We start from the raw sequence: 14,004 nt of genomic DNA on the forward strand, positions 1-14,004 counted from the left end.
AAGATCGCTTGCACTGTAAACGACACCTGCTTGACAATGCACAGACGGCTTACGCTTCCACTCTAGCCCGCGATCGTTTCCTCATGGGAGGAACTCTTCATTCGTGAGGCCGGATGATGAACGGAATCCGAGAGGACCGCCGACGCGACGGCCTCAAACTCCTTCGTGATTTCGGGATGGTTATCGTCGAGATACTTGGCAATCTTTCGGTTCGCGAGCAGGCGCGCCACGTATCGCGCCGCAACCACCAGATCGAGCATGTCCCGGCCATAAGATGCTTCGACGGCCTTCATTGAGTTCTGCACACTCTTCAATTCGCGCTCCATCAGGGCGAGATCCGCCGAAGTGATCACGGCTGGTTGTACGGGTCGCGCGGGTCTGACGCGTTCGGCATCCTTCGTGGCAGCGAGCAGGGCCTTAGCATAGGCGGACGAATAGTTCGATGCGGAAACCATCAACTGGCAGGCCTCGGCTTGGCGGACGGGCTTCATCTTGCGCAACGTATCGAACGTGACCGGGTTGACCGACTTGTCGCGCAACAGATCGACGGCTAGCGGGCAGATGCCCCTCAGCATAAGTCGGCGGCGTTTGATATGTGCGATATCGACGTTTAATGCCTTAGCAATCCTCTGCTCCGAAACGCCGCGCTGGATGGCCCGCAGGATCATGAAATGCTCCTGTACAATCGCAAGCCTGGAGACGCGCTTGTTATAGGTAAACCCCTCATCGTCAGTCGCGAGCAGGCACTCGGCTTCCCTCACTCCCCTAGCGAGCAGAATGTCCCGCTTCAGGCTGCCGTCTAGCAGCAGATATCGGCGGCACTCATCAGGATTGCGATAGACGACGAGCGGTTCAATGACACCGACTTCTTCGATGGAACAAGCGATCGCTTTGTATTTCGGCGAATTGCGGATGACATCCGTTACTTGTCTGGTCGGCAGCAGGGATGCAAGCGGAAGGATCAGCAGGTCGTCCTCGAAGGCTGAACGGACCCTATTCTCGGTCATGACTTCTCCACCGAAGAAATCCGCCGCAAGACAGGCAACGGAAGCTTGTCCAATGACTCCTGACGCAGAAGCGACGCGAACATGCGCTCACTCAGAAGCTTCTTCAGTGCATTGACGATGAAAGTAAGCCGTCCGTGGGCAAGGTCGGCCTTCCGAGAAACGAGCTGCTGGCGGCCGACTTCCTGCCTGTAGGCCCGAACGAGGGCTGCCGAATTGATCTGCTCGTCGGCATATTGCTCCTTCATTGCGCCTCGGTGACGCTGCTCAACCAGCTTACGCATTTTTGCAATCTGATGGCTGGTATGGTGTTCGCTGACGTAAGCCTCGAGAAGTGCGCCTTGCAGCTTCGTAGTCTTGGCCTTGGCGATCTGGACGGCGAGCGTGGGCGGGATGATGCCACGTTCGACAGCACTTACGAGACGTTCTTCGCCATGCTTGAGCAGATAGGTGATGCCCCGGACGTAGTCCGGGCTGACGTCGAGTTTTGCCGCGATGTCCGCCGCCGTATACTGCTTTGCCAGCCGGCCGATTTCATTGACGAGCTCAACGGGTGAATGTCGGCGCCGGGCGATATTCTCAATCAAGCTCATCAGGATACAGTCCTCAACCGAGGCCTCGGTCAGGATAGTCGGAATGTTGGTTTGCTTCAGGACCGTGAAGGCCTCCAACCGACCCTCGCCGCATGCGAGGTCGTAGGCACCTCCCCGCTTGCTCACCGTGATGGGGCGCTTGAGGCCCAGCGCGCCAATGCTTCGCACAAGCTCTTTGAATCGCGCACGATTGCGGTCGCGCGAATTCAACACCTTGATGGTGGAGATCGGGACCGAAACGACCTTGCGGCTGCGTTTCACGCCGAGCTCCTCTCGTCCCATCCGGCACAAACGCGGCACAGCGCCTCGAGGCCATCATAACGGCAGGCCTGCGCAAACACCGGATTCGACAGCCGGAGCACCCTCACCTTCGTCTCGGCAAGGTCGCTACTCGGAAGCAGGTAATAGGCAACGATCTCTGTGTTGGACGCATCCATTCGGACGATGAGCGACAGGTCGGAATTCGCCTTGCGGTCGGCGTGGATCCGCCAGCGAACCCGGTCCGAGAAGTAATTCACCGCCCGCGCTGAGCCAAGCGAGATACGGCATTCATCGTTTACGCATAGAAGCCGGTCCGGGCCGATCATCGCTCGGCCACCCAGCCTGTTGACCTGCTCGACAATTTTTTCGGCAAGCCGGGCAAGAAGTGTCCGATACTTATCTGCCGTTTCGGCTAGGCGCTGGCGTGGCTCGGGCTGATAGCCGGCTAGTTCGTAGGCAGCCACTAGGGAGCCAAAGCGCCGCCGGTAGCTTTCCGCCGAGAGGATATCGTCGGCGGCGGCGATGATGGCGGTCGTCAGGTGTCCTTTCTCGCGCCCAAGGGCGGCAAGGCGATCAATGGCCTCCTGATCGGTCCGTTGCTGACGGCGCGTGCGCATCATCTCCTGTGCCTTGGTGAAGAGCTCGGGCGCGATCACGGGCGGAAAGGCCTTGTCGTGCCTAATCCACATATCGCGCGGGTTGACGACGCGGCGCTGTTTCAGCTTGTAGGATGACCGGTTGTAGATGAGGCTGCCGATGTAGGCTTCGTTCCCCAGGATCTTGCCGACGGTCTCACCGTTCCAGCGCAGACCACGCGTCGTCCTGATCTGCTCGGCATTCAGCTCCGAGGCGATCTCTCCAAGGTATTTTCCTTCCGACACGAAGGACGTGAAGATGCGCCTAACGGTTTCGACCTCCCGGTCCGGGCCATGAATGATCTTGATGCGGTCAGTCTGGAGATATTTCTTCTGACCGTATTCGAGCGTCGTTCTTACGACCCCGGTCTCATCAAGCAACTGGCGTCTGAGACCGTAACCGGGCATGCCGCCGCGCCAGAAGCCCATGCGGGTGACGCGCGATTGGCCGAGGAAGACCTTCTTGGAAAGTTGCCGGCTGAAGTCGGCGGCATTGAACCGCTTATTGTTCTTGAGCATGAACGAAGCGAGGCTGCCATCATTCTCGAATTCATCGGCACAGTAGTGCACGGTAATGCCGGCCCGCTGGCACATGAACTCGTAATAGGCGCTTTCGTCGAGATTCTGAAAACGGCCCCAGCGGGTGACGTCGTAGACGAGCACGCAGTCAAATTCCGCATGCCCAGACTCGACATCGGCAATCAATGCTTTGAGGCCATCGCGCCAGTGAATGGCAAGGCCGCTGAGGCCTTCATCGGCATAGGTACAAACGATGGTAATGTTGCGATCTCGGGCGTAGGTCGCGATCACCTCGGCCTGGTTTGCCGTCGAATAGCGCTGACTGTCCCGGGACATGCGGACATACTGCGCCGCCCGCGTTGGCAGCATAGAACGACCGGATGCAATCGGTATCTCGTAGGACACGACAGCACCTCGCCACGGATCGGTCAGGGCCACTCAAGCCTCAAGATAGGCCACAAAACCGACCGAGCCGTTTACGCGACCGCGGCGAGTTGAGCCTTAGATGACTCAAAATGCGGCGGCAATTACTACCTGTGGACTGTGCGCAAGTGGGCCAGCTCACATTTCGGCACCTGCAATCTATGATATTAACTAGCCTTTGGCGCACTTTGGGGGACGGTGTGCAATGCCGAAGAATATTGTGATCTTTTCCGACGGTACAGGCCAGGCCGGCGGCATCAATTTCGACGAAGTGCGGACGAACGTTTACAAGCTCTACCGCGCCTGCCGCGTCGGCCCGGACACGAAGGTCGAACCATCCGAACAGGTCGCCTTCTACGATGCCGGTCTCGGTTCGGCGTCGGACGGCGGTCATTTCAAGATTGGCTGGATGCGCTGGCTCTACAACCTCGCCAGCATGGCGACAGGCCTCGGGATCACCCGGAACATTGTCGATTGCTACGCCGCGATCATCGCTCTGTATGAGGAAGGCGACCGCGTCTTTCTGATCGGTTTCAGCCGCGGGGCCTACACTGTGCGATCGGTTTCCGGCGTCATGACCTATTGCGGCATCCCGCGCCATATGCCCGATGGCTCGCCCCTGCGCAGCGATCCAAAGAGCATCCACAAGCTGGCCGAGCATGCCGTCAAGGATGTCTATCAATTCTGCCCATCCTACTCGCGCAAGATCCTTGGGTACCGGCAGTTTCTGTTGGAGACTCGAGACGCGATCGCCGCACAATTCAGACGGCAGTACGGTAGCGCAACCACCATCAACGGCACCGAGCGGGCGAACGTCCTTCCATACTTCATCGGCGTGTTCGATACGGTCGCTGCCCTCGGCCACAAATATCTCGGCACGGCGCTCGTGACCTCCGGCATTGCGCTGCTGATCGGGCTGCACTGGCTCGGTGGCTTCCTTGAGCCGATCTTTCCATGGGCGGGATGGGGAGCTTGGATTCTGAGTTACCTCGGCGTCGCCACAGCCCTGATCGTTTTTCTCATGAACTATCTCAAGATCGCGCCATCCTTGCCTGGCTACGGGTTCTTGAAGCGCCTCCGGACCGCGCATTTCGCCCCGCCTAAGCACAAGTTCTACGACACGACGTTGAATCCAAATGTCGGCTATGCCAAGCATGCGATCTCGATCGACGAGAACCGCGCGGACTTCAAGCGCGTCGGTTGGTCGCCCACGGCCGAGAAGCAGGACGTACGCGACGCGCACGGCAACCTCTATTTCGAGCAGGTCTGGTTTCCGGGCGTGCATGCTGATGTCGGCGGCGGCTATCTGGAAAACGAGGCCCGCTTGTCGGATGTGGCGCTGAACTGGCTGCTCGCCGGAGCTTCGCTCATCCCGGCCGGCCTGAAACACGACGGCAGTGTCCTACGGCTGTCACCCGATCCCGCCGGCCCCCAGCACAATGAGCAGGCGGGTGGCTTCCTCAAGGCGGGATTTCGCGATCTTCCCGTCGATCCCGAGACTGAGGAGTCGAGATCACCGATGCATAAATCGGTCTATCGGCGCTTTGAAGCAGGATCGGTTCTGCTCTACGACCGCAAGGCCGCCTATAGGCCGGACAACATGCGGATACACGTCGACTTCAAGCATTACTTCGACGGAAGCTCTACGCAACCGCCCCAATGCGTCGCCGATGACATCGAACAGAAGTGGGAAAATGCCGGCTATGTCGGGCGGCTCTGACCCAGAAACAACAAGGAAGCGGTTCTGTCGGCCGCTCTTCACGTCGCCCTCGCCTCCGCCGTGACTAGTAGAGTAGTTCACAATGCCGCGAGTGGACTCGCAGGTCGGCCGCTAAAAACACCGTTTGAAAAACCGTTTTAGTTCGGTCGTCTCAAACGGTTCGCGAGGGTAAGTCATTGAAAGACTTGGTGGGCGCACCAGGGCTCGAACCTGGGACCCGCTGATTAAGAGTCAGCTGCTCTACCAACTGAGCTATGCGCCCGAAAGGCCAGTCAAAGCCTTGCGAGGCCGGTCGTTTAGCAAAGCGATCCGGGGATGGCAAGCGATGTGGCGCATGTTTTCCAAGGTTCTTCCACAGTCCACAAGAAGCGAAAAGCCGCTGGATTCCAGCGGCTTCGCCAAGATTAATCCCCGGGAAATCCCGTACTCGCTCAGAGCCGGCCCTCGCGGTCCCGGTCCGGGCCGCCATCGCGGTCGAAACGGTCGCGGCGGAAGTGCTCCATGCCCCTCTCCATCATCCGGTCCATGCCCCGTTCCATGAAGTGACGGGGCGGGCCGTCCTCGCCGCCGCCGAACGGGCCGCGGTGGCGGGTCAGCACGGCGAGGCGCCGCTTCTGGCCCTCGTCGAGGGTCTTGTAGAGCGGATCGGCGGCATCGGCGATCTTCTTCAGGGCCGCGGAACTGGCGCCCATGTCCTCGGCGCGCTGGCGCAGGCGGGCGATCGGATCGTCCGGTTTGTCGGCATCCCTGCTTGCGTCACCCGGGCCGGCATTCATGCGCGCATTGGCGCGATCGATGCGCAGCTTGGCGAAGTCGCGCACGGCGGCCTCGACCGGCGGCCACAGCTTCTCCTGATCGGCGTTGAGCTTCAGCCCGGCATGGACGGCGGCGATCCGCGCATCGACGAAAGCGGCGCGATCCTCCGGGTTCATGCGGATGTGGCGGAAGTGCTCCATCCACGGACGATGATATTGGGCATAGACCGCGCCCGAGCCGGCGATGCTGAGCACGGCGATGGCGGCGATGGTGAACTTCCTCATGACGTACCTCCTCTGGAAGGATGCCGTGAGGATGAGCGCGAGGAGGCTGACGCGCAACTTACAACTTGGACAGGGAAGCCGTTCTAACAGAGATGTAACTGCCGTGAACGCCTGTTCAGATGCATACTGAAACGATTTGCAACAGAAAGGGCTTCCGTGCCGGCACGGAAGCCCTTTGTTCATGCATTATATATCCACGCGTCACGCCAGTCAGTTCGTCGTGCTCTTCGCTTCCTTCAGGAATTCGTCGATCAGCGGCTGGCCGACGCGGCTCGCGGCGTCCTTGTAGACCGGCTCCATCGCCTTGCGCATCGCCTCGTCCTGCTCGCCCGTGAGCTTGATGATCTCGCTCTTGCCGCTCTTCTTGATCTCCGCGAGCGCGTCGTCGTTCTCTTTCTGCGACTGCGCGTTGTTGAAGTCGGTGGCTTCCTTCATCGCCTTCGACAACTGGTCGCGGATATCGGCCGGCAAATCGTCCCAGAACTTCTTGTTCACGATCACGACGTAGCCGATGTAACCGTGATTGGTCTCGGTGATGTACTTCTGCACCTCGTGCATCTTCTGGGTATAGATGTTCGACCAGGTGTTCTCCTGGCCGTCGACCACGCCGGTCTGCAGTGCCTGGTAGACCTCGCCGAAAGCCATCACCTGCGGCAGCGAGCCGAGCGTCTTGAACTGGGCCTGCAGCACGCGCGAGGACTGGATGCGGAACTTGACGCCCTGATAGTCGGCGGGCGTCACCAGCTTCTTGTTGGCGCTCATCTGCTTGAAGCCGTTGTCCCAATAGGCAAGTCCGGTGATGCCCTTGGGCTCGAGCTGCTTGAGCAGGCGCGCGCCGAGCGGGCCTTCCGTCACCTTCCGCAGCGTCTTCAGGTCGGGCAGGATGTAGGGCAGATCGAACACCTCGAACTCGCGGATGCCGAGCGGGCCGAACTTGGAGTTGGACGGCGCCAGCATCTGCACGCTGCCGAGCTGGAGCGCCTCGAGCTCTTCCTTGTCCTTGTAGAGCGTCGAGTTCGGGTAGACCTCGACCTTGACCTTGCCGCCGGTGTACTTCTCGGCGAGTTCCTTGAATTTCTCCGCGCCCTTGCCCTTCGGCGTGTCGGTGGCGACGACGTGGCTGAACTTGATGATGATCGGCGATTGCGCCGTTGCCGGCCCGGTCAGCGCCAAAGCCGCAATCGATGCTGCAGCCCAAATGAGTTTCCGCATGCTTCCTCCACTACGCTTTTGTGGGGCGCGGACCGCCGGCCCCAAGCCTTAAATTCTTTGGAGGCAGCATTATAGGGAAGCAGGCTGGGGCGCCATTGCCCCTTAGCAGGGGTCTCCCTGCAAAAATGCGGTATCCGGGAAGAAGCCGCGGCGCTCAACGAAAAACGCGGTGCCGAGGGCACCGCGTTTCCACCGTTTCATCCGGAACGTGACCTTCAGCTCGCCGCCGCCGTCGTCACCGTGTCGCGCTGGCGCTTCATGACGATCTTGTTGAGCGCACCGAGATAGGCCTTGGCCGAGGCCACCAGCGTATCCGGGTCCGCCGCGCGCGCCGTCATCGAACGGCCGTCATGCGACAGCCGCACCGAGACCTCCGCTTGCGCGTCGGTGCCTTCGGTCACCGCGTGGACCTGGTACAGCTCGAGCTTGGCCTCGTGCGGCACCAGGCGCTTGATGCAGTTGAACACCGCATCGACCGGACCATTGCCCTCGGCTTCCTCGATCTTGATCTGGCCGTCGACGTCCAGCTTCATGGTCGCGCGCTGCGGGCCATGGGTGCCGGCGATCACGGTCAGCGAGGTCAGCTTGATGCGGTCGTGCGAAGCCGCCATCTCCTCGTCGACCAGCGCCTCGATGTCCTCGTCGTAGATGTCCTTCTTGCGGTCGGCGAGCGCCTTCATCCGCGTGAACGCATCTTCCAGCTGGTTCGGGCCGAGCTTGTAGCCCATCTCCTCCAGCTTGTGCACGAAAGCGTGGCGGCCGGAGTGCTTGCCGAGCACCAGCGAGGACTGCTTCAGGCCGACCATCTCGGGCCGCATGATCTCGTAGGTGGACGCGTCCTTCAGCACGCCATCCTGGTGGATGCCGCTCTCATGCGCGAACGCGTTCCGTCCGACGATCGCCTTGTTGTACTGGACCGGGAACGAGGTCGCCGCCGACACCACCTTCGAGGCGCGGGTCAGCTGCGTGGTGTCGATCTTGTTCCAGTACGGGAATTTGTCGTTGCGGACGTTGATCGCCATCACGATCTCTTCGAGCGCAGCGTTGCCGGCGCGCTCGCCGATGCCGTTGATGGTGCACTCGACCTGGCGCGCGCCGCCGGTGATGCCGGCCAGCGAGTTCGCCACGGCCATGCCGAGGTCGTTATGGCAATGGACCGAGAACACCGCCTTGTCGGAGTTCGGCACGCGCTCGATCAGCGTCTTCATGAAGTGGGTGTATTCCTCCGGCACCGTGTAGCCGACGGTGTCGGGAATGTTCACCGTGGTGGCGCCGGCCTTGATCACGGCTTCGACGATGCGGCAGAGAAAATCCATCTCGCTGCGGGTGCCGTCCTCGGCCGACCATTCGACGTCGTCGATCTGGTTGCGGGCGCGCGCGACCATCGCGACCGAAGTCTCGATCACCTGCTCCGGGGTCTTGTTCAGCTTCACCCGCATATGCAGCGGCGAGGTCGCGATCACGGTGTGGACGCGGCCGCGCTTGGCGAATTTCACGGCTTCGGCGCAGCGATCGATATCGGCCGGGTGCGCACGGGACAGCCCGGCGATCACGGCGTTCTTGGAGCGGCGGGCGATCTCGCTGACCGCCTGGAAGTCGCCCTCCGAGGTGATCGGGAAGCCGGCTTCGATGACGTCGACGCCCATATCGTCCAGCAGCTCGGCGACCTCGAGCTTCTCCTCGAAGGTCATGGTGGCGCCGGGGCACTGCTCGCCGTCGCGCAGCGTGGTGTCGAAAATAATGACGCGGTCCTTCTCGGACTTGTTCACGGTGGCCATTTCAAATTCCTTTTGAGCTTTAGCGCCGTTCAATCTGCAGGGCGCCTGAGGTGTCCGGTGATCTCGACCAGCCCCTGAGCGCCCAGGCGCGTTGCGCCCAGCCGGCCCTCAGGGGCAGCTAAGAAGAAGCCCGCCAAGAAGGAGGGTGGGCAGCGCGGCCGGGATCGTGGCGGCGGCCGGAGCCACCTCCTTCGAAATCCCATCGATTTGGCCGCGAATCAGCATTGCCAGACCCTTTTGAGCCCTCAAATCCTCGGTCAAAACCGTTGACGGTTGGTTGCCGGGAGGCTCGATCGGCCTGTTTCTAGACGAGAAATGGCCGCAACTGCAACGCCAAAAGATGGTCAGGAAGGCTGACCTGGTTGGAGGTCGATCGCGCCGCCTCAGATCGCGTCCCTTCAGCAAGCGTCCTTATTAGCCCCGTTATCCTTCGAGGCTTGCCCTGCGCTCTGTCGCGCCGCAGGGGCCGCGCACCTCGGGGTGACGGTGATGTAGGAGAGTTCGCGGTAGCGTCCGCGTCCTGATGCAACGCCCCCGGATCATGCTTCGCCCGATCCGAACTGGGAGCAATGTCAAACTATCCCGCGCGGCGGGCGCGGGCCCTGCTCTCCCAGCGATCCAGCATCTGGCCGAGTTCGCCGGTGGCCACCTTCGCGACTGCGTTGGAATTCGCAGCCTCATTGGTGTTCGCGGGCGCGGCGGCGCGCAACCAGCCCGGCTCGCTATATTCGCGCCAGCGCTGCGCCTCCGCCCGACGTTGGCGGGAGACACGATCGCGGGTGAAATAGCCCGCGGCGAACGCGACGGCGAGCGCAATGACCAGTGCAACAACGGCTAACACAATGAACTCCGGCGTTGACCCCGGGGACGTTCTGCCAGCATCGCGCGCGAGGTCAAGGCTTGACAGGTCCCAAAACCGGCCCCGGTTAACAGCTCGCGGGCGAGGCGAATTGTCGCCTTGCAGCTCGAACAGCCCGCAATGCGGCGATGTTGCGGCGATCTCGCGGCATCGCGCGGAGGCTGCGAACCTGCCCCTCGCAACCGGACGCGGACCGGACTAACCTTCGCCTCGCTCGGCCGGATCAACCGGCCAGCCAAACATGACCGGGAGGACGCGATGACACGCCAGGAGGCTCCTGAGCAGGAGCAGGATGCTGCGCTTTCACGACGAACACTTGTCCGGGGACTGGCGCTCGGCGCCGCGGCCACGATAGCCGGCCCCGCGCTGGCCCAGACCGGCCCTGCCGCACCGCCGACGACGATCACCACGCCGCCGCGCGATTTCGGCCCCAATGGCGCGCCGACCACCTATTTCTGGGACCCCGACATCATCGCGGTCGATCCGTCCTTCGAAGATCTCGCGCAGCCCAACACCGCGATCAAGCGCCTCTATACCGGCCTGCTCTGGGCCGAGGGCCCGGCCTGGAGCGCACAGGGCCGGTATCTGCTGTGGAGCGACATTCCCAACAACCGGCAAATGCGCTGGACCGAGGACGACGGCCGCGTCAGCGTATTCCGCTCGCCCTCCAACAACTCCAACGGCAACTCCTTCGACTTCCAGGGCCGCCAGCTCTCCTGCGAGCACCTGACGCGCCGGGTGACGCGCTATGAGCATGACGGCACCGCCACGGTGCTGGCGGATTCCTATCAAGGCAAGCGGCTGAACTCGCCGAACGACATCGCGGCGCATCCCGACGGCAGTTACTGGTTCACCGATCCGCCCTATGGCGGACAGCTCTACGAAGGCGAGCCTGACGTCGCGGGCGGCCCGAGCAATGCGGGCGGCAAGCTCAATCCGCGCATCGGACAGCCGGCCGGCTTCACACCGGGCAAGCGCGAGCTGCCGACCAATTGCTATCGCATCGATCCCTCCGGCCGCATCGATCTCGTCGTCACCGAGGACCAGGTGCCCGATCCGAACGGGCTGTGCTTCTCGCCCGACTACAAGAAGCTCTACATCGCCTCGACGGGCAAGGGACCCGGCGACGCCGGCCCCGGCGGCAAAGGCGAGATCTTCGTGTTCGACGTCGGCACGGACAACAAGCTCTCGAACCTGAAGAAGTTCAGCGATTGCGTGATCGACGGCGTGAAGTGCGGGCCCGATGGCCTGCGCTGCGACGTCAACGGCAATCTCTGGGCTTCCAGCAATGCCGGCCGCGCCGTCGGCTACAGCGGCGTGACGGTGTGGTCGCCGGAAGGCAAGCTGCTCGGACGCATCCGCCTGCCGGAAGTCTGCGGCAACGTCTGCTTCGGCGGGCCCAAGCGCAACCGCCTGTTCATGGCCGCGAGCCAGTCGCTCTATGCGGTGTATACGGCGACGCAGGGCGCGGGGCCGGGCTGAAGCGCAGCGGGCTTCACGACACGGCGCCGGCGGGCCTCGCCGGCGCCGAACTGTTATGATCGACGCACCAACCGGGGCAACAGAGGTGACTTCCAGACCGGGCGCGTGATAATTGAGCCATGGCAGAAAAAATTCGCGTTGTGGTTCTCTATGGCGGCAGGTCCGGTGAGCATGAGGTCTCGCTGAAATCGGCGGCCTCCGTATTCAGGCATCTCGACCGCACCCGCTTCGAGGTGATCCCGGTCTCCATCGACAAGGAGGGTCGGTGGCAATGGAACGACCTTCACACGCTCGATCAGGCGCATACGGTGTCTTTGCCGATCCTGCATGAGGCGCCGGAGGTACGGCTCGCCAGAGAACCTGATGGACGCGTCGCTCTCGTGCCGATTTACGCCGGAACAATGGACCCGCTCGATATCGATGTCGTCTTTCCGGTCATCCACGGACCGCTTTGCGAGGACGGCACCGTGCAGGGCCTGCTGGAGTTGGCCGACGTCGCCTATGTCGGATCCGGCGTTCTCGCCTCCGCCGTCAGCATGGACAAGGACGTCGCCAAGCGGCTCGCCGAATTCGCGGGCATTCCGGTCGCGCCCTATCGCGTGCTCACCCGCAAGGCCTTCGTCCAGGACCGGTCCACGTCTCTTGCGAAGGCGGCCGAAGGACTGAGCCTCCCGGTGTTCGTCAAGCCGTGCAACATGGGCTCCAGCGTCGGCATTCACAAGGTGAAGACTTGGGAGGCGCTCGGAGCGGCGCTCGACGATGCGTTTCGCTATGACGTCAAGGTGCTGGTCGAGCAGGGCATCGACGCACGCGAGATCGAGGTCGCCGTGCTCGAGGGCGAGACGCTGTTCGCGAGCCTCGCCAGCGAGCTGAATCCCAATGCCCATCACGAGTTCTATTCCTACGAGGCCAAGTATCTCGATCCCGACGGCGCCCGGGTCGACCTTCCCGCCAACCTCGACGCAGCACAGATGGAGCGCGTCCGGTCGCTGGCAACGCAGGTGTTCGCGGCGCTCGAATGCAGCGGCTTCGCGCGCGTCGACTTTTTCCTCGACCGGCAGGGCGGCGAGTTCTGCTTCAACGAGATCAACACCCTGCCCGGCTTCACCTCCATCAGCATGTACCCGAAGATGATGGAAGCCTCGGGCGTGCCGTATGGCGAGCTGCTGACCCGCCTCGTCGAGCTGGCGCTGGACCGGCACCGGCAGCGTCAATCGCTGGAACGGGGTTACGCGAGCTAGGTTGTTTCCGCTCGGGAGCTAAGCGCTCCAGGAATTGACGCGAGCCAGGGAAGACACCATGCGCGTTGTGATCTGCGGCGGCGGCGTGATCGGGGCCTGTACCGCTTATTTCCTGCGCCGCCGCGGCATCGACGTGACCGTCGTGGAGCGAACCGAGGTCGCGGCCGCCGCCTCCGGCAAGGCCGGCGGCTTCCTGGCCCGGGACTGGTGCGCCGGCACGCCGCTCGACGCGCTCGCGCGGCGCAGCTTTGCGCTTCACGCGCAATTGCCGGAGGAGATCGCGGGCAATTGGGGCTATCGACCGATGACCGCCTATAGCGGTTTCGTTGCTTCCGACGGCGACGCGCGGCGGCGTGCACCATCCGCACTCGGCTGGCTCCGCGACGGTGTCGTCATCACACAACGCATCGGCACGGCGAAGACGACCGCGATCGTCCATCCCCGCAAGTTCACGTCGGCCGTGATGGACGCTGCGCTCGCGCAAGGAGCCACGCTTCGCGCTGGACGCATCACCGGCATCGTGCGCGACGGCGATCGTGCGAGGGGTGTCGAGGTCGAAGGTCGCGTCGTCGCGGCGGATGCCGTCGTGATCGCGATGGGGCCATGGTCGCTGCTCGCGGCGCAGTGGATGAGCCTGCCGGCCGTCTACGGCCAGCGCAGCCCGAGCATCGTGTACGACACCGTCTCCGAGGTGCCGGCCGATGCGTTATTCCTGGAGTATGAGGAAGACGGCAGCACGGTCTCGATCGAGGTCTTCCCGCGCGCCGACGGCAGCACGCACATCACCGCCCTGTCCGACATCGCGCCGCTGCCGCTCGATCCCGCCGCCGTGACACCGGACGTTGATGCGATCGGGCGGCTGCAGAGCATGTCGGAGCGGCTGTCGCCGCTGTTCCGTCCCGAAAGGATCATCGCGCAGCAGGCCTGTTTCCGCCCCGTGACGGAGGACGGCTTGCCGCTGATCGGCAAGGTGCCGCACAGCGAAGGTCTCTATGTTGCGACCGGACACAATGTCTGGGGCATTCTCAACGCACCCGCCACCGGAGAAGCGCTGGCGGAGTTGATCACTGAAGGCGCAACGCGCGAGGTTGATTTGTCGCCATTCGATCCGGCCCGGCTTGCGCCGCTCGATCCATCCCTGCTGCAAGCACGCTGAAACGCCCACATTTCGCTTTCTTGTAGCCCGGATGGAGCGAAGCGAAATCCGGGACCTCAGTGCCCGTTGGTGAGAACCCCG

11 protein-coding genes and 1 tRNA gene are annotated in these 14,004 nt (G+C 62.6%); 4 read left to right on the forward strand and 8 right to left on the reverse strand.

Features of this window, described 5'->3' with window-relative positions; all coding sequences use genetic code 11:
* Positions 1-62 precede the first annotated feature (62 nt).
* The 3 genes from JQ603_RS11025 to JQ603_RS11035 are packed head-to-tail and all read right to left on the reverse strand — an operon-like array spanning position 63 to position 3,450.
* Positions 63-1,007, reverse strand: a complete 945-nt coding sequence (locus JQ603_RS11025) for a plasmid partitioning protein RepB C-terminal domain-containing protein (protein ID WP_212339404.1) — start codon at positions 1,005-1,007, stop codon at positions 63-65.
* The gene (locus JQ603_RS11030; RefSeq protein WP_349630731.1) at positions 1,004-1,858 is read right to left on the reverse strand and encodes a ParB/RepB/Spo0J family partition protein; all 855 of its coding nucleotides are present in this window, start codon (positions 1,856-1,858) and stop codon (positions 1,004-1,006) included. The genes JQ603_RS11025 and JQ603_RS11030 overlap by 4 nt, the downstream gene beginning before the upstream one ends.
* Complete coding sequence (locus JQ603_RS11035; RefSeq protein WP_212339406.1) at positions 1,855-3,450, reverse strand: recombinase family protein; 1,596 nt, start codon at positions 3,448-3,450, stop codon at positions 1,855-1,857. The genes JQ603_RS11030 and JQ603_RS11035 overlap by 4 nt, the downstream gene beginning before the upstream one ends.
* A gap of 190 nt (positions 3,451-3,640) precedes the next feature.
* On the opposite strand from JQ603_RS11035, the gene JQ603_RS11040 reads away from it, so the two are divergent.
* Complete coding sequence (locus JQ603_RS11040) at positions 3,641-5,155, forward strand: DUF2235 domain-containing protein (RefSeq protein WP_212339407.1); 1,515 nt, start codon at positions 3,641-3,643, stop codon at positions 5,153-5,155.
* 186 nt (positions 5,156-5,341) lie between these two features.
* Here JQ603_RS11040 and JQ603_RS11045 read toward each other — a convergent pair.
* The 5 genes from JQ603_RS11045 to JQ603_RS11065 all read right to left on the reverse strand — a co-directional run bounded on the left by JQ603_RS11045 (position 5,342) and on the right by JQ603_RS11065 (position 10,026).
* A tRNA-Lys gene (locus JQ603_RS11045) sits at positions 5,342-5,417 on the reverse strand.
* A 169-nt stretch (positions 5,418-5,586) separates the two neighbouring features.
* Positions 5,587-6,195, reverse strand: coding sequence for a Spy/CpxP family protein refolding chaperone (locus JQ603_RS11050; protein WP_212339408.1), 609 nt, complete (start codon positions 6,193-6,195; stop codon positions 5,587-5,589).
* A gap of 210 nt (positions 6,196-6,405) precedes the next feature.
* A complete protein-coding gene (locus tag JQ603_RS11055; protein ID WP_212339409.1) occupies positions 6,406-7,407 on the reverse strand; it encodes a TRAP transporter substrate-binding protein in 1,002 nt (333 codons plus the stop codon).
* A 215-nt stretch (positions 7,408-7,622) separates the two neighbouring features.
* Positions 7,623-9,185, reverse strand: coding sequence for a 2-isopropylmalate synthase (locus JQ603_RS11060; RefSeq protein ID WP_212339411.1), 1,563 nt, complete (start codon positions 9,183-9,185; stop codon positions 7,623-7,625).
* Between the two features lie 577 nt (positions 9,186-9,762).
* The gene (locus JQ603_RS11065) at positions 9,763-10,026 is read right to left on the reverse strand and encodes a hypothetical protein (protein WP_212339412.1); all 264 of its coding nucleotides are present in this window, start codon (positions 10,024-10,026) and stop codon (positions 9,763-9,765) included.
* Between the two features lie 276 nt (positions 10,027-10,302).
* On the opposite strand from JQ603_RS11065, the gene JQ603_RS11070 reads away from it, so the two are divergent.
* The 3 genes from JQ603_RS11070 to JQ603_RS11080 all read left to right on the forward strand — a co-directional run bounded on the left by JQ603_RS11070 (position 10,303) and on the right by JQ603_RS11080 (position 13,923).
* Positions 10,303-11,526, forward strand: coding sequence for an SMP-30/gluconolactonase/LRE family protein (locus JQ603_RS11070; RefSeq protein WP_212339413.1), 1,224 nt, complete (start codon positions 10,303-10,305; stop codon positions 11,524-11,526).
* Between the two features lie 119 nt (positions 11,527-11,645).
* Positions 11,646-12,767 (forward strand): D-alanine--D-alanine ligase family protein, encoded by a 1,122-nt coding sequence (locus JQ603_RS11075; RefSeq protein WP_245003548.1) that lies wholly within the window; start codon positions 11,646-11,648, stop codon positions 12,765-12,767.
* Positions 12,768-12,825: 58 nt separating this feature from the next.
* Positions 12,826-13,923 (forward strand): NAD(P)/FAD-dependent oxidoreductase, encoded by a 1,098-nt coding sequence (locus JQ603_RS11080; protein WP_212339414.1) that lies wholly within the window; start codon positions 12,826-12,828, stop codon positions 13,921-13,923.
* Positions 13,924-14,004: the final 81 nt, after the last annotated feature.

It is taken from the genome of Bradyrhizobium liaoningense, from assembly GCF_018130825.1.
Taxonomy (GTDB): Bacteria; Pseudomonadota; Alphaproteobacteria; order Rhizobiales; family Xanthobacteraceae; genus Bradyrhizobium; species Bradyrhizobium liaoningense_B.

Coding starts and splice junctions, on each gene's coding strand:
- JQ603_RS11025 (WP_212339404.1), bottom strand. CDS start 1,007: ATGACCGAGAATAGGGTCCGTTCAGCCTTCGAGGACGACCTGCTGATC.
- JQ603_RS11040 (WP_212339407.1), top strand. CDS start 3,641: ATGCCGAAGAATATTGTGATCTTTTCCGACGGTACAGGCCAGGCCGGC.
- JQ603_RS11050 (WP_212339408.1), bottom strand. CDS start 6,195: ATGAGGAAGTTCACCATCGCCGCCATCGCCGTGCTCAGCATCGCCGGC.
- JQ603_RS11055 (WP_212339409.1), bottom strand. CDS start 7,407: ATGCGGAAACTCATTTGGGCTGCAGCATCGATTGCGGCTTTGGCGCTG.
- JQ603_RS11060 (WP_212339411.1), bottom strand. CDS start 9,185: ATGGCCACCGTGAACAAGTCCGAGAAGGACCGCGTCATTATTTTCGAC.
- JQ603_RS11070 (WP_212339413.1), top strand. CDS start 10,303: ATGACACGCCAGGAGGCTCCTGAGCAGGAGCAGGATGCTGCGCTTTCA.
- JQ603_RS11075 (WP_245003548.1), top strand. CDS start 11,646: ATGGCAGAAAAAATTCGCGTTGTGGTTCTCTATGGCGGCAGGTCCGGT.
- JQ603_RS11080 (WP_212339414.1), top strand. CDS start 12,826: ATGCGCGTTGTGATCTGCGGCGGCGGCGTGATCGGGGCCTGTACCGCT.